We start from the raw sequence: 19,212 nt of genomic DNA, 5'->3' as shown, positions 1-19,212 counted from the left end.
AGAAAAATATAAGTATTGCCCATCACTATACATACGGATACAGTGATGGGCGTTTTTACATGTAAAGATAGGGGGGACACAAATTGCGGCGTGCCCCTCCTATTCATTATTTTTCTATTATTTTAGCTGTATGTTCAGTAACAGTATGAATGATGTCTTCCCAGTCATCAGGATGAATCTCATGTCCAGCGCCTTCAAGAGTTAATAGAGCTGAGTTAGGAATCTCATCGATAAGTGCGAGACCATGTTCAAAAGGGAGTGCGGTATCGTCTGTTCCGTGAATGACTAATGTAGGTGCTTGTATGGAGTGAAGCACCCCTTCATATGCATCATCGCCTTGAAGTAAAGCGTGATTAAACATGCTTAATAAATTGTTAGCTCGTTCAATTTCTTGTTTTACTTGATTATAGACTCTTTTTTCATCAAATGTGCGTTTGGACCCGCATAATAGACGGGACCCTGAAACTAAATATTCTGCTACAATATTTTCATTTTTCCAATCTAAATGCGTGCCATTTGCGTGATGTGTTAAAATTCTTTCATCCATCGGGGGTAAGTCACGTGTGTTATTGTCAGAGCCTATCACACTTGTAGCTAGTAATGTTAATGTTAATATTCTTTCGGGATGTTTTACAGCAGCAATTTGAGCGATCATACCGCCTAAAGACATACCAAATAGATGCGCTTTGTCAATATGATAAGCATCTAGTACCCCAATTGCATCTTCAGCCATATCCGTAACGGAATAATTAGAAGTTCCAGGTTCATATGCGACAGAGCGTCCCACATCACGGTTATCAAAACGAATAACAAATTTACCGCTGTTAGCCAACCGTTCACAAAACTCTTCATCCCAATAAATCATTGAACATGTTGCACCCATAATTAATAAAATAGCTGGGTTTTTAGGATTCCCAAAACTTTCTGTACATATATCAATCCCGTTTATTTTAAATATCTTTTCGGTCATAGAGTTCTCTCCATTTCTTTTGAATTTAATTTAAAATACAATTTTGAATGACTCTACGTTGCATAAGATTTGCTTTGTTTTTTTTCATAATTACCCCCAAAAATAAGTTTATGATAATTTAAGGGGAAAAATTTTGAGAAATAATTGTATGTTATTAAAATAAACAGCAAGGGAGAGGACATGAAAGCAATTGTTATAAATCAATATAGTAGTGTTGAAGAATGAAAAGAAAGACAAATTTTAAAACTGGTTGTTAAGAATAACGAGGTATTAAAATGAAGAAGGCGTTAGAGAAGCTTATATTTTGAGTGAAGATAAACATGTTAGAGGTAAGGTGGTAATGAAAGTGGAATAGTAATGACTTAGCATACTTCAAAATTTCTTTATACCCCAAAATAAAAATATTTTGGGGTATTTACTTGTTAGCTTACAAGGATTGTGCATATGCTTTTAAAGTGTATAGTTTCTTATTGTATCGTGTAATTTCTCTAAACCAATCAACATATCTTTTTCATTTAACATAGAATAGCTAATCCTGAATTGGTTATGAGTTATATCGTTATGTAATAGACAAGCTGTTCCCGGTAAAAAAGAAACATCTACTTCATTTGCTTTTTGTAATAAAGTAAAAGGATCTATCGAATTAGGAAGAGTAATCCATAAATTAAAGCCGCCATCAGGTATTTCAAATTGTATTTCTTTAAGTGGTGATAACATATCAATCGTTATATCACGTCTAATTTGTAAAGCTGTACGTAATTTTTCTAAATGATGTTTCATACGTTCTGCACGTAAAAACGGTAGAAGTGCTTTTTGTGTTAATAAAGGGCTACCGATATCCATCGAACCTTTTACAGCATATAACCATTCGAAAATAGGGCCATCGGCAATAAGAGATGCGATACGCAGTCCTGGTGCTAACGTTTTACTAAATCCTTTTATATATAGTACGTGACCGTTTGTATCAAAATTTTTGATAGGAGGGGGAACAATAGCATCTTCAAAATATATTTCTCCGAAAGAATCATCTTCAATTATAAAAAACTCATATAGCTCCGCTAGTTCTATAAGTTCCATTCTTCGTTCTTTACTCATTACTGTACCTGTCGGGTTCTGGAAAGTTGGATTCGTATACAATAAAACGGGATTTTTACTTTGACAAATATCATCGATTAAATCGGATCGAACCCCATGATTATCTAGAGAAACAGGTATAATTTGAGCACCTTTATTGATGAAAATATCAAGCGCAGCACTATAACACGGACTTTCCACTAACACAATATCACCAGGTTTTAATAGTGTTTGAGCAATTAAATCAATTCCTTGTTGTGCTCCGCTTGTAATTAATAATTGAGATGGGTCTGTCACTAATTTCTGGTGTTCATGTAAGTATTTTGTTATTTCAACCCGTAGTTCATAATCACCTTGAACTGGCCCATAGGTTGCTAGGATCATCTGGTCTTTATTAAGTATTTTATGCATTTCGTCTGCCAAGAATGGATTTGGCAATAGACGTGGATATAAAATCGCTTGTGAAAAATCGTAATATTTCCGGTGCTGATTCATTACATATTGAGATCGCATAACATTAATGGTTTTCGTTTGTTGCCATTTATACGGAATTGGTTTGGAATCTTTCTTTACATGTTTATGTATATAAGCACCTTTACCTTGTTCAATGCGTATATATTCTTTCTTTTCTAGCTGTTTATACGCCTTACGAACAGTTAATAGGCTAATCTGTAAATCTTCGGCCATAGAGCGTAAAGATGGAAGTGAGTCACCATGCGAAAGCATGCCACTTTGTACTCTTTCAACGATTTGCATATATATTTGCTTGTAGTACGGTATGTTGGATTCTTTACGCAGTACAATCTTCATGGTTTCACCTTTTTCGTTTTTATTTAATTTAAGCGAAAAATATAAAGAGAATCAACTACAATTTTAGGCAACTGTTATATACATAGATACACTGTTATACACTATACCTTCTATACTCATGTTAAGAGTAAAAAGGAGGAAGAGTAATGGTCATTTTTAATTATATTTTAGTATGTATTATTTTCGGAACAACATTTTTAACAATAAAAATCGGAATTGAAGCAGGAGCGCCCCCATTATTTTCAGCAGGAATTCGTTTCTTTTTAGCAGGTGTAATTCTGATGATTATATTTAAGTTAAAGCGAAAAGAAATTATGCCACATGTATTTTCAAAACGTATTATGTATGCTGGTTTTTGCTTAACGTTTATGACATTCGCTACTTTGTACTGGGCGGAACAATATATTTCTTCAGGGTTAGCTGCTGTGCTTTCTGCTACGGGACCGATGATGATTTTGTTATTACAAGCGAAGCGAAATAAGTCAAAACTACAAAAGGAGCAACTGCTAGCTTTAATTATTGCACTAATAGGCGTTGTTTTTGTTTCTTTACCAGGAATGCACCAAGAAGTAAGTTTCATATGGAGTATCGCTTGTTTTGTATTAATAATAGGAGAATTTTTTTACGGAATAGGCTCTATTCGCTCAAAAGAAATACTTTCGGATTTACAAAGTGTATCACCATTTCTTATTAACGGTATTCAAATGTTTTATGGAGGGATTTTACTACTAATTGTATCAATAATTGTAGAACAGCCAAATGTAACTATATTAACTTCATGGAGTGTACAATGGCCTATTTTATATCTTATCTTTATCGGATCAATTGGTGGGCACGGATTATATTATTGGCTCTTATCAAAAACAAATCCTGTATTCCCGTCAACTTGGTTATATGTCTCTCCATTAATTGCTATTATTGTAGGATATATCATATTAGGAGAACCTTTAAACCCTACAATGGGAATAGGTGCTTGTTTCATTTTGGTTGGTGTATTTTTAGCTAATCGATCCACACTCCGGTCTTATTTCAAACAAGGAAGATTATTTGAGAAGGAAATGTAGTTGTATAAAGTAGCAGCCCTGCATATAACAGGGCTGCTTTCATTTTATTCATGATACGGATTGACTTTATTTATTGGAAAGGCGTAATACTATTAAGCTATATGAAAGAGATCTGTAAGAAGAGGGGAGTTATTATGAAAATAAATTGGACTGAAGTAAAGGAAAAAATTCGACCGCAAATTTCAAAACCATCATATGAAACTTGGTTTACTAATACTACTGTTTATTTAGAGGATGATATATTAACAATTTATTGTCCAAATGAATTTGCACGTGACTGGTTAGAATCTCATTATAAAGAATTAGTATTTAATACATTAAGAGAAATGTTTAATACGACGTTTGAAATTCAGTTTGATCTATGTAATGGCGAACCATCTAACTTGAAAGATGTCCAAAAAGAAAAGCTTAGTAGCTGGGATGAAGTAAAGAAAGCATTAAGAACTAAAATAGCAGAGAAAACATTTATGACATGGATTAGAAATACAAACGCTACGATAAAAGATAATAAAGTAATAATCTTTTGTGAAGATGCGTTTCATCGTGATTTGCTTGAAGGGGAGTATAAAAATATAATTTCAAGTACCATACAGAAAATTACTAATGAAGAATATCAAATTTGGTTCGAAATAGGATCAAGCGCTACTTCTAAAGTACAGATCCATCACGCGCAAAATAATCAACGTACTTCCGGACAAGAGGAATCAAAAACAATTTGGAATAAAATAAAAGATAAAATGCAATTAAAAATTTCGAGACCGTCATATGAAACTTGGGTCAAAGAAACGACAGCTAGAATAAATGAAGATTCATTGATCATTTATTTTGAAAACGAATTCCAACAAGAGTGGGTTAAAAAGTCTTATAAAGATTTAATTTCGCAAATAGCTAAAGAGTTAACTGGAAATACATATGAAATTCAATTTGAATTAAAATCAAATACAACCAGTAATAATGAAAAATCAACAATTGAAGATATCACTTCCGAATTAGGAGAGCAGTTCAAAGTCTCTAATAACAGTTTGAAATATAATGATGTAGATGAGAGCAATAAACGTATTCGAGCGTTAGAAGAAAAAATAATGAACTTGGAAAAGGGCATTGGTACATTAGTAGAAAAATTAGATGCAGTAGAATTAAAAACACAGTTGGAAAAATAACCAACTGTGTTTTTTTACTTAATTCGCTTTTTTTATAAACCCTTTATAATGACGTTTTACAAGCTGACTTTCTAACGTTTTCATTGTTTCAAGTGCTACACCGACAATGATTAGTAAGCTTGTACCACCAATTTGTGCAGAAGGTGGTAATGTAGCAATTTTCGTAAATACGAGTGGTAAAATTGAAATTGCACCTAAGAAAATCGCGCCGATAAATGTTAAACGGTATAAAATTTTAGTTACATACTGTTCTGTTGATTTACCAGGACGAATACCAGGCACATATCCATTTTGCTTCTTCAAATTCTCTGCCATTTGTTCAGGATTTACTTGAATAAATGCGTAGAAGTATGTGAAAGCAACGATAAGACCGACATAAAGTGTCATTCCAATTGGATGTGCGAAATCAAGATTTGCAACTAACCATTTTGATACGCTTGAATCAGGGAAGAGCTGCGCAATTGTACGCGGCGTCATTAAAAATGCGGAAGCAAAGATGACTGGAATTACACCAGCACTATTTACTTTAAGAGGTAAATGAGTGTTTTTTGCTCCTTGATATTGATTGTTTCCTGAAACAGCTTTTGCATATTGAATTGGAATTTTACGTACGGCTTGTTGTATGTAGATAACGCCAACAACGATCGCTAAAATTACGAGACCAATTAAAACCATTTTTATGATGTGCATAAATAATTGATCGCCTGCATTTTGAAATTGTTGTAAATAAATTTGATTCGCAACATTTGGAATCGCTGCTACAAGTCCTGCGAAGATAATCATTGAAATACCATTACCTACTCCATTAGCGGTAATTTGTTCGCCTAACCAAAGTAAAAATGCAGTACCTGCAGTTAAAACTGTCGCAATAAATAAGTATGTAGTCCAGCTTTGATCTGTAATTAATTGTCCACCTGCTATATTATTAAAGCCATAAGACATCCCAATGGCTTGTATGAATGCGAGAATGATTGTAAAGTATCGAGTGAATTGAGCTGATTTCTTACGGCCCATTTCTCCTTGCTTTGCCCATTCCGAAAATTTAGGTATAACGTCCATTTGTAGTAATTGTACTATGATGGAAGCTGTAATATATGGTGTAATACCTACAGCAAAGATTGAGAAGTGTTGCAGTGCTCCTCCGCCAAATACGTTTAGCATACCTAAAACGTTAGCTTGATCTTGTACTTTTAATACCTCTGCGTTAGTATGAGGAACTGGAATAAACGTGCCAATTCGAAAAACAATTAACATCGCTAATGTAAAAAGGATTTTCCTTCTTATCTCAGCTACTCTCATGAAATTTGAAATCGTACGAAACATAATGTCGCCTCCTATATTTTTATCAGTTTAAAACTGATTATTATATCCCGATGAAGTAACCACAAACCTCCTTCCGCATTAAATTCATTTGACAAATGGAATTTTATACATTTTGTAGTTTTCATGGATATAAAAATATAAGGTGTTTTTTAGCGACCTATAAGCTTTTCGTAATCATTCAATACACATAATATATCGAATAAATTAACAAATGTACATACATACGCATGAAAAATGAATGAATAGAGGCATTTTTTACATTTATTTAATGATAAATTGATAGGACATTATTAGTCGGGATTGTTATACATGTTATAAAACAAGGGTGATCCATTATGATTTATAGTTAATATTCATTCAAATGTGTCAGCTAATAGTGTCTCCCAATCTTTAAAGGATAATTTATCAGTTATATGTTTTAGTGCATTAGGTACAACAATATGACAAATAAGTTCTAAGCTATTACCATCTGGATCAATAAAATAAACAGATGCATTACCTTGATGTGGACGGACAAAGGGTTCAATAGATTCATTACTCCCAAACGGAACAGCTTTAATTTGAAGTGAGTGTAACCAATTTAATGATTCTTTTAAATTCTCATATGAAACTCTAAATGCAATATGACGTAAAGAAGGATGATATTTCGTTTCACATTCAGAGCCCGCCCATAATCCTAGCCAACTTTTCCTTTCCTCAATCCAAAAGAATGCTGTTGATTCATCGCTCCAAGCTAACTTCAATCCTAGTTTTTCATAAAATTCAATTGAGTTTCTTAAATTGCTAACCGGTAAGTGTGCTTCGTATATTCCTTTAATCAATTTAAATCCTCCTTTATTCTTACAATTTCTTATCATTACTATAGCTGTTAAAAAAGAATATAGAATCGAGTAAAAGTATGAAAGTACATACAACTTTAGTAGTAAATAATCTTATTTCAATTAAGATTTATGCAATTAAGAAATTTGTTTATTTAAAAGGGATTTATCAAATTGAAAGATAAATAAATTGAATAGATACTTAATAAGGGGATGATATAGATGAAAGTAGTTGTAAAAGAATTACGACCATTAGAAGTGGCATTCATAAGAAGAACTGGTAGTTACTTTGAACCACAAGATCATTGGGGGAAGTTATTGAACTGGTCTATTGAAAATAAGCTTTATCCACCGGAGCAATCATTTATCGGAATCTCATTAGATAATCCTGAACTTGTTGCAAGCCATATGTGCCGACATGATGCTTGCGTGACCATACCTGAAAACTTTGAAAAAGAACAACATGAGGGTGTGCAATTTAAAAGTGTAGATGGAGGTCTATACGCTCTATACCAATTCTATGATGAACCTCATAAATTAAGTGAAGTGTATCGATATATGTACGCAGTGTGTTTACCAAATAGTGAATATAGTGCAGATTATGATAGGGATAATTTAGAGTTTTGTATGAACAATGTTGCAGAAGACCTAGAAGGAAAATTAAAGGTTGATTTATTTGTTCCAATAAAAAAGAACAAATAATAAGTAGTATAAATTATAAGCGGTATTAAAAAATTGTTTTTTAATAGTATTAAACCCACTCTTAAAAATAGTTGAGAGTGGGTTTTATGTTGTTATTGAGAAAAATTTTTACTTTAATTAATATGAATATTCGTTTATATCATGAATGTACGTAGTAGTACATAATAAAAAATATTATTTTTTTGTCACAAAAATGAGCATTCTGGTTTCTCTATAATGCAGGCATCAAAAGAGAGAGAGGTTTTATTTACATGCAAACAATAAAAAGTGAAGAGAGGAATGTTTCACATATAACATTTGAAGCGTTGTTTAAACAAAACTATGCGTATGTTGTTAAACAAATAATATGGATCATTAAAGAACAGACAGTTGCTGAGGAATTAGCGCAAGAGGTGTTTTTGCAACTGTATCATTCAGATTGGAAATCAATAGAAAATTTACGTGGTTGGCTTATAAAGTCTTCTACTTATGTCGCCTATAACTACATTCGTTCTGAAAAGAGACATCAGGCAAGAATCGATAAAGAAACCCAGTATCAAGAAGTTCAAATTGATTCGTCACTAGATGATGAATGGATTAGAAAAGAAGAAATTACAAAAGTACAAATGGTGTTGCAAAAAATGAAAGAACAAGATCGAACAATATTATTAATGAAATTTTCAGGGTTTCGATATAAAGAAATCGCGCAAGTACTTCAGATTGACAATTCGTCTGTTGGAACATTGTTGGCACGAGCTAAACTTAAGTTCCGAAAAACTTTTGAACAAATGGAGGGGAAATAAATGACTTGTTATGAAATGGGATCCATTCAATCATATATTGATGGCGAACTTTCGCGTGAGGAAAGAAAACAATTTACAAAGCATTTAGACAAATGTAAGAAGTGTCAAAATTTATTAATTGAGCTAACAGAATTAAATCAATGGGAACATTCAACACTAGCCGAGGAGAAGCTTCATGAGACTCCAGAAATAAATATTGATGTCGAAAAAGCATGGCAAACATTTAATGGTTATAACCAGACTAATAATGTACTTAGTACAAATCAAACAATAGAAAGAAAGCAGGGAGTATTTTCAAATATGAATAAAAAATCAAAACGGTTCATGTATACGTCGGTTGCTGCGGTAGGCATTTTTACTATAGCTATGATTCCGCAAGTTCAAGTTGCAGCAACTAATATTGCTTCTTACTTTGCTAATGAAGTATTAAATGATACGGTTGTGAATGAAGGAAGTAAAGATGAAAACAGTGTACAACAAGAAGGTATGTTGAACGGGCAGTTTATACCTATTGATGAAAAGATAACAGATCAAGGGATAACTGTACATTTTAAAGAATTATATGTGGCAGATGCACGTATATCTGTTCATTATAGAGTGGAGAAAGCCGATGGAACTCTAATGCCATTTGAATTTGATACAAATGGATTAGATATAAAAAGCGATGGAAAAGTAAATGGACAACAAGAAGAAAATCCTGAATATAACACAGGAAATGGTATGTTTTCACAATTATCATTTATTCAAGGTGAAGACAATTCACCATTTGAATTATTGTCAGAAGGAAAACAGTTAGAGCATGTAGGCATTCGTGATAAAGACAGACCAGAAGGCGTCATTACATTTGTTGAAGGTCCTGAAGGAAAAGGTTCCTTTAAACAGCCTTTAACATTAGATGTAAACATAAATAAAATAGGAAAAATAGCTGGATCTTGGAAAGGTCAATTTCAAATTAATCCTGAAAAAGTAAATAAGTAAAACAAATTTATATGAAAAAAAGAATAACACAATACATGTCGAGTGATATCTTTATCTATTGGTTTGCTTTTATAATGCTTATTTCTTACATTATTTTAACTATCTCTTTTATTTACTAATCAAATAGTAACGAAGAATTTCAATGTATGAGATAACTAATTTTTATAAGTTATTGTGCAGCGAAATCACCAAATAAACAATTGAATGAGACGAGCATATACTAATAAATGACACAATGCATAATTTATAATCGTATTTGAAGAGCACCTTAAAGTGCTCTTTTTTTTGAAATTCATGCACATATATAAGTTGTTCTTTATTTGTATTATCGCCCTTACATTATGTAATTTTGCATAATGTTACATAAATTGTGTATTTTCCCTTTTTTTCGACAGGAGCAGGCAGTATACTTTGTACAAGCTTTCTATTTCAAAATTATACGAGGTGAAAAAATGAAAAACAAAAAGACGTTAACTAAGGTAGCATTAACAACAGGTTTAGCTTTAACAGCAGTAGCACCATACGGAGTAGGTCATGCAGAGGAAACAGATCAACTACAAGTTCAAATTCAAGAGGAATCATTCCGTTCAGGTGAACTTACACAACCGTCACAAAAGGCACCAGAGAATGTAGTAAAAGATGCTCTTAAGGAGAAAACAGAACAAGCCCTTTCTTCAAAGCAAGTCAATGGAGAAACTGGAGTAGATTATAAAGTTCTTCAAAAACGTGATTCATATGATGGGACTACACTTGTACGTATACAACAAACATATGAAGGAAAAGAAGTATATGGCCATCAATTAACTGCACACGTAGATCATAACGGTGTTATTAAAAGTGTTTCAGGTGATAGCGCACAAAATTTAAAACAAGAAGAATTGAAAAAACCTATCAATCTATCAAAAGATGAAGCACAACAATATATTTATACGAAGTACGGGAACGATATCAATTTTATTTCTGAGCCAGAAGTTAAGGAAGTTATTTTTGTTGATGAAAATAATGGCCAAGCTAGCAATGCGTACCAGGTTACATTTGAAGCTGCCACGCCAAACTATGTTTCTGGAACATATTTAGTAAATGCACAAAATGGTGATATGTTAAAAAATATGGTGCAAGAGTCTAACTTGAAAGCAAGCGAAAAACTAGTTGGAGCCTTAAAGAAAAGTAAAAAAAGCAGTCTTACATCATTAACGGGCACTGGAAAAGATGATTTAGGGATCTCTCGTTCATTTGGTATTTCTAAACAAAGTAATGGCAAATATGCTCTGGCTGATTATACAAGAGGGCAAGGGATTGAAACATATGATGTGAATTACAGAGATATTACGAAAGAAGAAAGCTATTATCCTGGTACATTAGCAACTAGTACTTCAACAACATTTAACGATCCAAAAGCAGTAAGTGCTCATTACTTAGCAACAAAAGTTTTTGATTTTTATAAAGATAAATACAACCGTAATAGCTTTGATAATAAGGGACAAAAGGTAGTTTCAGTTGTACATGCTTGGGATTCTGGAGATACGAATGATCCGAAAAATTGGCAGAATGCGTTAAGTGCTAATAATGGTAGTATGCTTGTATATGGGGATCCTATCGTCAAAGCATATGATGTAGCTGGGCATGAATTTACACATGCTGTTACTTCTAGTGAATCTAATCTTGAATATTACGGTGAATCTGGTGCGATTAATGAGGCACTATCTGATATTATGGGAACATCTATTGAGAAATACGTAAATAATGGAAGCTTTAACTGGACGATGGGAGAACAAACTGGATCTGTCTTCCGTGATATGGAAAACCCAGCTTCTGTTCCATCTTCACTTGGAGTACCTTATCCAGATGATTACAGCGAATTCAATGATTTTAATGGATGGGATCAAGGTGGCGTTCATTTTAATTCAAGCATTATTAATAAAGTTGCGTATCTCATTGCAAAAGGCGGAACTCATAACGGAGTAACTGTTAAAGGAATTGGTGAAGATAAAATGTTTGATATTTTCTATTATGCAAATACAGATGAGTTAAACATGACTTCTAACTTCAAAGAATTGAGATCAGCATGTATTCGAGTGGCAACTAATAAATATGGTGCGAATTCAGCTGAAGTTCAAGCGGTACAAAAGGCATTTGATGCAGCAAAAATTAAGTAAGTTAGAAATATAGTTCTTATTCATATATTATTACATTATGAAAAACAGCTAATGTCGTTTTAAGGATATTAGCTGTTTTTTTCATACTAATGTATTTGAAAAATAAACTTACTAAGCAATAATTAGGCACTCTACCTTTAAGAAGTTGCGACAAAGATTTAAGGTTTATAGTATATAAAAACAGAAAATTAATAATATATTGACCTCTTGATGGAAAGTGCTATAAAATGAAAGCGATAACAAACGGTTGCTTTAAAATAATTTCCCTGACCTTTTCGTATTTACAAATATATGAAGACACAAATAAACTATTTTTTTAACAATTAATGCAAACGTTTTCGTATCGAAAAGATCATTGAAATACATATGTGAAAATAACCAATACGGGGGTGAAGCAAAAGAGATTTTTAGATTAATTTAAATTGTGTAATGTAGTACAGGCATAATAAATCGTTCATACTATTTAAAGAAAGGGTGTATGTGGTGCAAATGACAAAAAGATTAATTAACAAATCAGTTTTATTGCTTACTATAATCGTTATGTTATTATCTGTTTTCTCTTTTCAAAGTGTAAAGGCAGTTTCAAATTCGAAAACAACTGAAGTTATCATTCATTACAAAGAGCAGTCTGGAAATACAAAAGACTGGAACCTTTGGATATGGGGAGAAAATGCAAATGGTACATCTTATGAATTTACTGGTGAAGATGAATTTGGAAAGTACGCTAAGATTAATATAGATGGTGACTATAATCGTGTAGGATTCATCATTCGTACAAATGAGTGGGAAAAAGATGGTGGTGATCGTTGGATTGAAAATATAAAGGACGGTCGTGCTGAAGTATGGATTCTTTCTGGTGATGAAAAAGTATATAACGCTAAGCCTTCTTCGGATCTATCAATTCAAAAAGCAACTATTGATAGTTTCAATGAAATCACTGTAACGACGAATGTTCCATTTCATATTAAGGAACAGAAAATTGAAATGGAAGGTATTAAAATTAAGAATATTAGCCCTTATGATATACACAGTGGGAATGTTACGAATAAGGTGAAAGTAATTACGGAGCAGAAAATTGATTTAAAGCAGACATACAAAATTAAAATTGAAAACTTAGCTGATACAAATACTGAAATCGGTAAAGTCATTCGTAGTGAAGAGTTTGATCATTCATTTTATTATAGTGGTAACGATTTAGGGAATATATATACACCACAACATACAAAGTTCCGTGTATGGGCTCCTACTGCGAGTGAAGCAAAATTAGTTACATATAAAAAATGGAACGATAAAATAGGTACTGAAATAAACATGCAACAAGGTGAAAAGGGCACTTGGAAAGCAGAACTTAAAGGGAACCAAAAAGGTCTCTATTATACGTATAAGTTGAAAATTGGTGATAAGTGGACGGAAGCAGTTGATCCGTATGCACGTGCTGCTTCTGTAAATGGAGATAAAGGTGCGGTTATTGATTTAGAAGAAACAAATCCGAAAAAATGGAACACTAACAAAAAGCCTAAATTAAAAAATCCGGAAGATGCTGTTATTTATGAATTGCATGTACGCGATCTTTCCATCCAACCTGAAAGTGGGATTAAGCAGAAAGGGAAATATTTAGGAGTAACAGAAAAAGGAACAAAAGGGCCTGAAGGTGTGAAAACGGGACTTGATCATATGAAAGATCTTGGTGTTACGCACGTTCAGCTTTTACCGATATTTGATTATGCTTCAGTAAATGAAGAGAAGGTAAACGAACCACAATATAACTGGGGATATGACCCAAAAAACTTTAACGTTCCAGAGGGGTCCTATTCTACAAATCCATATGAGCCAACTGTTCGAATAACTGAATTAAAACAAATGATTCAAACACTACATGATAATAATCTTCGTGTTGTGATGGATGTCGTATATAACCATATGTATAACGCTGCTGAATCTAATTTCCATAAGTTGGTTCCAGGTTATTATTATCGTTACAATGAAGATGGAACATTTGCAAATGGAACTGGAGTAGGAAATGATACGGCTTCAGAAAGAAAAATGATGAGGAAATTCATGGTAGATTCCGTCACATATTGGGCAAAAGAATACAATTTAGATGGATTCCGTTTTGATTTAATGGGTATTCATGATTATGAAACGATGAATGAAATACGTAAAGCTGTTAATCAAATTGACCCTTCTATTATACTGCATGGAGAAGGTTGGGATTTAAATACACCCCTTGCAGCTGAGTTGAAAGCAAATCAAAAAAATGCAGAGAAAATGAAAGGGATTGCTCATTTTAACGATAATATACGTGATGGATTAAAAGGTAGTGTATTTGAAGAGAAAGAAAATGGGTTTGTAAATGGAAAGGAAAACATGGAAGACCGTATTAAAAAAGGCATTACCGCAGGCATTGACTACGATACAAATTCGTCGACTTATCAAGATCCAGAGCAGGTGCTAACTTATGTGGAAGCGCATGATAATCATACATTATGGGATAAACTTGAGTTGACTAATCCAAGTGACAGTGAAGAAGTGCGAAAACAAATGCATAAATTATCTTCTTCGATTTTATTAACATCACAAGGTATTCCATTCTTACATGCGGGACAAGAGTTTATGCGCACGAAATATGGTGATCATAACAGTTACAAATCTCCAGATTCAATTAACCAGATGGATTGGCTGCGCCGAGCAACGTTTAATAATGAAGTAGATTATATGAAAGGTTTAATAGAATTACGCAAAAAGTACTCAGCTTTTCGAATGACATCTGCAGAGCAAATAAAAACACATGTATCATTTATTGATGCTCCGAAAAATACTGTAGCTTATACAATAGAGGGGAATAAAAATGAATACTTTATGGTGGCTCACAATGCAAATAGAGAAGCTGTTGAAATAACACTTCCATCGAAAGGTCCTTGGAAAGTACTAGTAGACGGGAAGCAGGCGGGAAGTAAATCCCTTTATGTTGTGCATGACAATAAAATTAAAGTTCCTGCGTTAAGTTCATTTGTTTTAAAGTTAAAATAGTATAATTTCACATACTGTAATTGTATTACAATTTAATAAATCAAAAAGAGAAGAACTCACCAAGGTTCTTCTCTTTTTGATGTGTGATTAGGGTTTCCGTAATTGTAGACATACGAGTTTATGAATATAGCAAAAGGCAAGACGATGAACCTATTTACAAAGTGACGAAAAAATGACAACACTGTAAGAATGCATGAATGTTTGTAAGAAAGTTCGATGTTTTCCTTTTTCTTTTTTTATTAAAGTGAAAAAGAAGAAAGCGATGTCATAAGAAGTTTTTATTTCTAGATGAGTACAATAACCAAAACTATTCACGTAATGAAAGTATATGGCATTCAGTAAAACACCTTACTAAAAGGAGAGATTTAAAATGTCTTTTTCTCAATTCAATATTGATATTTTTCGAGCCATTAATGATTTAGGTAAACAATATTCATTCCTAAACCCAGCCATAGTATTTTTGGCAGAATATATGGTATATATGTTTGCTTTAATTATTTTAGCTTATTGGTTTACTAGGTCCAGAAAAAGTAGAATGATGGTTATTCAAGCGATGGTTGCTTTTGTAATTGCTGAGGTGATTGGAAAAATAGCAGGGAAATTCCATCTGAATTATCAACCGTTTGCAGTATTGCCTCATGTTAATAAACTTGTCGACCATGCTGTAGATAATTCATTTCCTAGTGACCATACAATTCTCTTTTTTTCGATTTGTTTTTCGTTTTGGCTTGTTCGTAAAAAAACTGGATGGTTATGGCTTATACTTGCATTTTGTGTAGCGATCTCACGGATTTGGGTAGGGGTTCATTATCCTTTTGATGTTGCAGTAGGGGCTTTAATAGGATGTATTTCAGCGGTATTTTCGCATTGGTTAGTACCGAAATTATCTTTTATTAGGCAATTACTTACTCAATATGAAAGAGTAGAGAAACATGTTTTACCATCCAAAAACAAATCAAAAGGATTGTGAGTACAATCCTTTATCATCCTCATTACTATTCTTCACAAGCCGAATGGGCCGAGATATCAATACACTTATTTACATCCAAGAAGACGAAAAGGAATAGGTAGTACGTCTAGGTAATAAAACAGTTTATTACCTACTATTTAGATAACAATGAAGACCATATCGCAAAACATTTAGTTAGCACCGAAGTGTATTTTTATCGTTTTTGAGGTAACTTATTTTCTTCAGTTGATAGACATGTGGCGTGACCCCAATATATAAATTTGGAACGATGTTAATTTTTCATATAGGATACCGTCATATTGATATAAAGGCGTTATCCTTTCCTATGATTTCTCAGAAAGAATAACGCCTTTTTCTTTTTAGGGGAGATTTTGTCTTATTACCTTGATAGTGATGTGGTTCTACCCCTTTTAATGGTTACAAAAATCTTTCGAATAGATCTAACTTGCACAATGCTTCCCGTTAATATAATACGCTGATTCTGTGAAAACCGTAAAAACAACCTCTACTTCTGGAAGTCCAAAATCCATTACATACGTAGTAATGGCCTTGGCAAATCGATCACGAATTTCCTGTCCACGCTCGAACCATTTCACTTCAATAAGAGGAAACGCTTCTATTTCTTCTCCATTAAATACAAACGTAGAACTTGGTAGTTCCAACGTAAAATTATCCGTACCACACTCACAAATCTCTGCGAGCTCTTCTACTAATGGCTTGCTTATGTGTTTTAATTGTTCAGTAGTAATTCCACGAAACACAACATGCGGCATGTGAACCCCTCCGTTAGATAGCTTTATATTTGTTCACATCATAGCACAATTTATTTTGCTGCACTAGAATCTATTGATACATTTCAATGACATTCTTCAGAATGGGGTCCCGTCCCGAAAAGGCGGATTGAATTTTGAAATGAGTCATATGAGACATTCAAAAGCCTTATTCCACGTTATATTAGCCTTGTCTCAATAGGCTTTCCTCTATTGGAACGAACTAAAAAACATTGATACAAAAGACTTTTTATCTTTAACTTTGTAAAAGCGCAAAATCCTGGCGCTATCCGATCACTATCAAGCTAAATTTTTTAGTACCTTCAGAACGGAATTTTGTGTTAACTTGTAACAAAAAGTGCATTTTTTTGTTTTGGGGTAATTCTGAATTCTTAAGTTGATGGATATGCGACGGTACCCTTATAAGGGCTAGTTTGTATCTTATGTGGTGAATTTTATAAATAGCGAAAAAGAGTCCTATATAAATGGGACTCTTTTTCTTCAAGTATTAACTTACTGGATATGCATTAGAACCTAGATAACGTTCTTTTATAATTTGTAGATGATGAAGCTCATGTCCAGCTATGATGTATGCTAATGCACGAACTGTAACTTCAGATTTGTTCGCATATCCTTTTTGTAACCAAGTGTCTTGATCTAAGCTTTTCAGTAAATGCAAGGTAGATTGGCGAACAACTATTAAATTCTCAAGAAGATCTTGCATAGATTGCTTATCAAAAGTAGCTTTGAGAACATACATATCATCGTTATAGCCTGGAAGTTCTGCTGTCTCGCCTCGAGCGATAGATAACAAGCGATACGCCATAACACGTTCTGTATCTGCAATATGGCCGATTACTTCTTTTATACTCCATTTAGTAGGAGCATATCGAAAAAGTCCCTCACTATCAGAAATCTCTTTTAATAAAAGATTCGTTTCCTCTATTTGTTGTGCTAAAATTTGTATGATATTTCCGTCTGATACTAAGTTAACATACGTTGCATAATAGGAGTTATATTCACTTGCCTTTGGTCTAATTTGCATACGAATCATCCTTTATATTGAATCTTTAAGTATAGCTTATCACAAAATAGTTTTGAATTAATCTGAAAGTTCTAAATTAAAACAAAAAAACCATCTACTACTTTAGTCGAAATCGTGTACTTTCACATCAATTAACAAACAGAAAAAGGGTTTTGATTTAACTCTTAGAATATTGTTCTATTACAAGTAATTGGATATTAATTACTTTTTTATTACTTTTGATAATAACTAGGAAAAATAGAAAGGTTGTGAATTTGTTTGATGAGTTATAAAGCTATGCTGTTTGATTTAGATGATACGTTACTTAATAGGGATATGGCAGTAGATACATTGTTTTTATTTGTTTTAGAAAAGTGTTATGAGGATGTTAGTGATACAGTTAAAAACAATATGCTACGGAAATTCAAAGAATATGATAAAAGAGAATATGGCATGAGTGATAAAACGATAGTTTTAGAATCGTTGTTTGATGAATTTCCGCCGAAGTATAGATTGCCACGCAATTATATCCAAGATTTTTGGAATAATAATTTCCCTAAATGTTTTTTACTTGATCAAAATACTATTCATTTCTTAAATCATATAAAGAAGCACTTTGAAGTTGGAATTATAACAAATGGCTCAACTCAAAGGCAAAAGGCTAAAATAATTAACACAAATTTAAACAATTACTTTGATACGATCATTATTTCTGAAGAAGTAGGATTGAGTAAACCGGATAAACGTATATTTGAACTAGCATTAAATAAACTTGATGTGCAACCAGAAGATGTATTATTTATTGGAGATGACTTAGAAAAGGATATTGCTGGTCCTCAAAATGCAAATATAAAAGGTGTATGGTTTAACCCTCAGAAAATCAAGAATACTACCAAAATACAACCATATGCCGAGATTAACACTTTGGATAGCTTGTTAAGTTATGTTACGCCACAATATTTTTTTAACAAGTAAAATTAATTTCATTGACCGTATTAGTAATAAAAAATAGAGGCGATTTTAATAGCTGCGGCTAATATAATCTATGATTAATACGAAGTTTGGTAAAACAATTTTACTTATACTGTGTAAATTATAAAGGGGTGAGACTATGGAAATAAAGAAAGTGGTAGTTGACGGAATAAATATTGCGATCATAAGACATGATAGGGTGTTAATATCCGATGTTCAATCTGCATTAGATACTATGGCAACAGTTCAATATAAGGTAGATGCAAAACATATTATCATCCATAAATCATTAATAAGTGAAGATTTTTTCGATCTAAAAACACGCCTTGCGGGTGATGTTCTTCAAAAGTTTATAAATTACAAAGTAAAGATCGCAATCATTGGAGATTTCTCCATGTACACTAGTAAAAGTTTACAAGACTTCATTTATGAATGTAATAAAGGAAATGATATTTTTTATTTATCAACTGAGCAACAAGCAATTGAAAAACTAAGTACATTAAAGCAATAATAATACCTCAGTTAAATTCCCCTCTTTTTCATATGGCTTATTATTTAAAACATATAAGAACTGATGTTTGTGTTAAACTAAGAAATGAATAAAGGGGG

General features: G+C 32.7%; 16 protein-coding genes and 1 pseudogene. 11 read left to right on the top strand and 6 right to left on the bottom strand.

What is annotated here, in order from left to right:
• Window positions 1-106: 106 nt before the first annotated feature.
• Complete coding sequence (locus RCJ96_RS15020) at window positions 107-970, bottom strand: alpha/beta fold hydrolase (protein ID WP_416504777.1); 864 nt, start codon at window positions 968-970, stop codon at window positions 107-109.
• Window positions 971-1,150: 180 nt separating this feature from the next.
• Here RCJ96_RS15020 and RCJ96_RS15015 point away from each other — a divergent pair.
• Window positions 1,151-1,243: pseudogene (locus RCJ96_RS15015) on the top strand (NADP-dependent oxidoreductase); the annotation flags it as partial.
• A 177-nt stretch (window positions 1,244-1,420) separates the two neighbouring features.
• On the opposite strand, the gene pdxR reads toward RCJ96_RS15015, so the two are convergent.
• Entirely contained in the window at window positions 1,421-2,854 is a 1,434-nt protein-coding gene (pdxR, locus tag RCJ96_RS15010) for a MocR-like pyridoxine biosynthesis transcription factor PdxR (RefSeq protein WP_416504778.1), read from the bottom strand.
• 146 nt (window positions 2,855-3,000) lie between these two features.
• Between pdxR and RCJ96_RS15005 the strand changes: the two genes are divergently transcribed.
• Window positions 3,001-3,918, top strand: coding sequence for a DMT family transporter (locus RCJ96_RS15005; RefSeq protein WP_000234361.1), 918 nt, complete (start codon window positions 3,001-3,003; stop codon window positions 3,916-3,918).
• Window positions 3,919-4,052: 134 nt separating this feature from the next.
• Entirely contained in the window at window positions 4,053-5,078 is a 1,026-nt protein-coding gene (locus RCJ96_RS15000) for a DnaA N-terminal domain-containing protein (RefSeq protein ID WP_242303816.1), read from the top strand.
• 18 nt (window positions 5,079-5,096) lie between these two features.
• On the opposite strand, the gene secY is transcribed toward RCJ96_RS15000, so the two are convergent.
• Together secY and RCJ96_RS14990 are read right to left on the bottom strand one after the other, a co-directional pair.
• Window positions 5,097-6,401: a preprotein translocase subunit SecY gene (gene secY / locus RCJ96_RS14995; RefSeq protein ID WP_078438494.1), complete on the bottom strand. Its 1,305-nt coding sequence runs from the start codon at window positions 6,399-6,401 to the stop codon at window positions 5,097-5,099.
• A 353-nt stretch (window positions 6,402-6,754) separates the two neighbouring features.
• The gene (locus tag RCJ96_RS14990; RefSeq protein ID WP_074611000.1) at window positions 6,755-7,222 is read right to left on the bottom strand and encodes a VOC family protein; all 468 of its coding nucleotides are present in this window, start codon (window positions 7,220-7,222) and stop codon (window positions 6,755-6,757) included.
• A 219-nt stretch (window positions 7,223-7,441) separates the two neighbouring features.
• Here RCJ96_RS14990 and RCJ96_RS14985 point away from each other — a divergent pair, with 219 nt between their 5' ends.
• The 6 genes from RCJ96_RS14985 to RCJ96_RS14960 all read left to right on the top strand — a co-directional run bounded on the left by RCJ96_RS14985 (window position 7,442) and on the right by RCJ96_RS14960 (window position 15,837).
• Complete coding sequence (locus RCJ96_RS14985; protein ID WP_242303817.1) at window positions 7,442-7,921, top strand: AraC family transcriptional regulator; 480 nt, start codon at window positions 7,442-7,444, stop codon at window positions 7,919-7,921.
• Window positions 7,922-8,172: 251 nt separating this feature from the next.
• Window positions 8,173-8,703, top strand: coding sequence for an RNA polymerase sigma factor SigX (locus RCJ96_RS14980; protein ID WP_074610985.1), 531 nt, complete (start codon window positions 8,173-8,175; stop codon window positions 8,701-8,703).
• Window positions 8,704-9,681, top strand: coding sequence for a DUF4179 domain-containing protein (locus tag RCJ96_RS14975; protein ID WP_074610986.1), 978 nt, complete (start codon window positions 8,704-8,706; stop codon window positions 9,679-9,681).
• 452 nt (window positions 9,682-10,133) lie between these two features.
• Window positions 10,134-11,837, top strand: a complete 1,704-nt coding sequence (locus RCJ96_RS14970) for a M4 family metallopeptidase (protein ID WP_242303818.1) — start codon at window positions 10,134-10,136, stop codon at window positions 11,835-11,837.
• Between the two features lie 483 nt (window positions 11,838-12,320).
• Window positions 12,321-14,867: a type I pullulanase gene (gene pulA / locus RCJ96_RS14965; RefSeq protein ID WP_416504779.1), complete on the top strand. Its 2,547-nt coding sequence runs from the start codon at window positions 12,321-12,323 to the stop codon at window positions 14,865-14,867.
• Between the two features lie 370 nt (window positions 14,868-15,237).
• Window positions 15,238-15,837, top strand: a complete 600-nt coding sequence (locus RCJ96_RS14960) for an undecaprenyl-diphosphatase (RefSeq protein ID WP_000010584.1) — start codon at window positions 15,238-15,240, stop codon at window positions 15,835-15,837.
• 440 nt (window positions 15,838-16,277) lie between these two features.
• Here the strand turns inward: RCJ96_RS14960 and RCJ96_RS14955 are convergent, their stop codons facing one another.
• Window positions 16,278-16,610: a DUF1904 family protein gene (locus RCJ96_RS14955; RefSeq protein WP_001120954.1), complete on the bottom strand. Its 333-nt coding sequence runs from the start codon at window positions 16,608-16,610 to the stop codon at window positions 16,278-16,280.
• A gap of 505 nt (window positions 16,611-17,115) precedes the next feature.
• Window positions 17,116-17,652, bottom strand: a complete 537-nt coding sequence (locus tag RCJ96_RS14950; RefSeq protein WP_416504553.1) for a DinB family protein — start codon at window positions 17,650-17,652, stop codon at window positions 17,116-17,118.
• A 261-nt stretch (window positions 17,653-17,913) separates the two neighbouring features.
• On the opposite strand from RCJ96_RS14950, the gene RCJ96_RS14945 reads away from it, so the two are divergent.
• Both RCJ96_RS14945 and RCJ96_RS14940 read left to right on the top strand, forming a co-directional pair.
• Window positions 17,914-18,606 (top strand): HAD family hydrolase, encoded by a 693-nt coding sequence (locus RCJ96_RS14945; RefSeq protein WP_139302926.1) that lies wholly within the window; start codon window positions 17,914-17,916, stop codon window positions 18,604-18,606.
• A 136-nt stretch (window positions 18,607-18,742) separates the two neighbouring features.
• The gene (locus RCJ96_RS14940; protein WP_074610919.1) at window positions 18,743-19,114 is read left to right on the top strand and encodes a DUF4180 domain-containing protein; all 372 of its coding nucleotides are present in this window, start codon (window positions 18,743-18,745) and stop codon (window positions 19,112-19,114) included.
• Window positions 19,115-19,212 lie beyond the last annotated feature (98 nt).

Source organism: Bacillus sp. BSL6, from assembly GCF_052928345.1.
This window is presented reverse-complemented; position numbering and strand designations above follow the sequence as displayed.

What these genes read in the sequence shown, in the direction of transcription:
- RCJ96_RS15020 (WP_416504777.1), bottom strand. Translation starts at nt 970, where the DNA reads ATGACCGAAAAGATATTTAAAATAAACGGGATTGATATATGTACAGAA.
- pdxR (WP_416504778.1), bottom strand. Translation starts at nt 2,854, where the DNA reads ATGAAGATTGTACTGCGTAAAGAATCCAACATACCGTACTACAAGCAA.
- RCJ96_RS15005 (WP_000234361.1), top strand. Translation starts at nt 3,001, where the DNA reads ATGGTCATTTTTAATTATATTTTAGTATGTATTATTTTCGGAACAACA.
- RCJ96_RS15000 (WP_242303816.1), top strand. Translation starts at nt 4,053, where the DNA reads ATGAAAATAAATTGGACTGAAGTAAAGGAAAAAATTCGACCGCAAATT.
- secY (WP_078438494.1), bottom strand. Translation starts at nt 6,401, where the DNA reads ATGTTTCGTACGATTTCAAATTTCATGAGAGTAGCTGAGATAAGAAGG.
- RCJ96_RS14985 (WP_242303817.1), top strand. Translation starts at nt 7,442, where the DNA reads ATGAAAGTAGTTGTAAAAGAATTACGACCATTAGAAGTGGCATTCATA.
- RCJ96_RS14980 (WP_074610985.1), top strand. Translation starts at nt 8,173, where the DNA reads ATGCAAACAATAAAAAGTGAAGAGAGGAATGTTTCACATATAACATTT.
- RCJ96_RS14975 (WP_074610986.1), top strand. Translation starts at nt 8,704, where the DNA reads ATGACTTGTTATGAAATGGGATCCATTCAATCATATATTGATGGCGAA.
- RCJ96_RS14970 (WP_242303818.1), top strand. Translation starts at nt 10,134, where the DNA reads ATGAAAAACAAAAAGACGTTAACTAAGGTAGCATTAACAACAGGTTTA.
- RCJ96_RS14960 (WP_000010584.1), top strand. Translation starts at nt 15,238, where the DNA reads ATGTCTTTTTCTCAATTCAATATTGATATTTTTCGAGCCATTAATGAT.
- RCJ96_RS14955 (WP_001120954.1), bottom strand. Translation starts at nt 16,610, where the DNA reads ATGCCGCATGTTGTGTTTCGTGGAATTACTACTGAACAATTAAAACAC.
- RCJ96_RS14950 (WP_416504553.1), bottom strand. Translation starts at nt 17,652, where the DNA reads ATGCAAATTAGACCAAAGGCAAGTGAATATAACTCCTATTATGCAACG.
- RCJ96_RS14945 (WP_139302926.1), top strand. Translation starts at nt 17,914, where the DNA reads ATGAGTTATAAAGCTATGCTGTTTGATTTAGATGATACGTTACTTAAT.
- RCJ96_RS14940 (WP_074610919.1), top strand. Translation starts at nt 18,743, where the DNA reads ATGGAAATAAAGAAAGTGGTAGTTGACGGAATAAATATTGCGATCATA.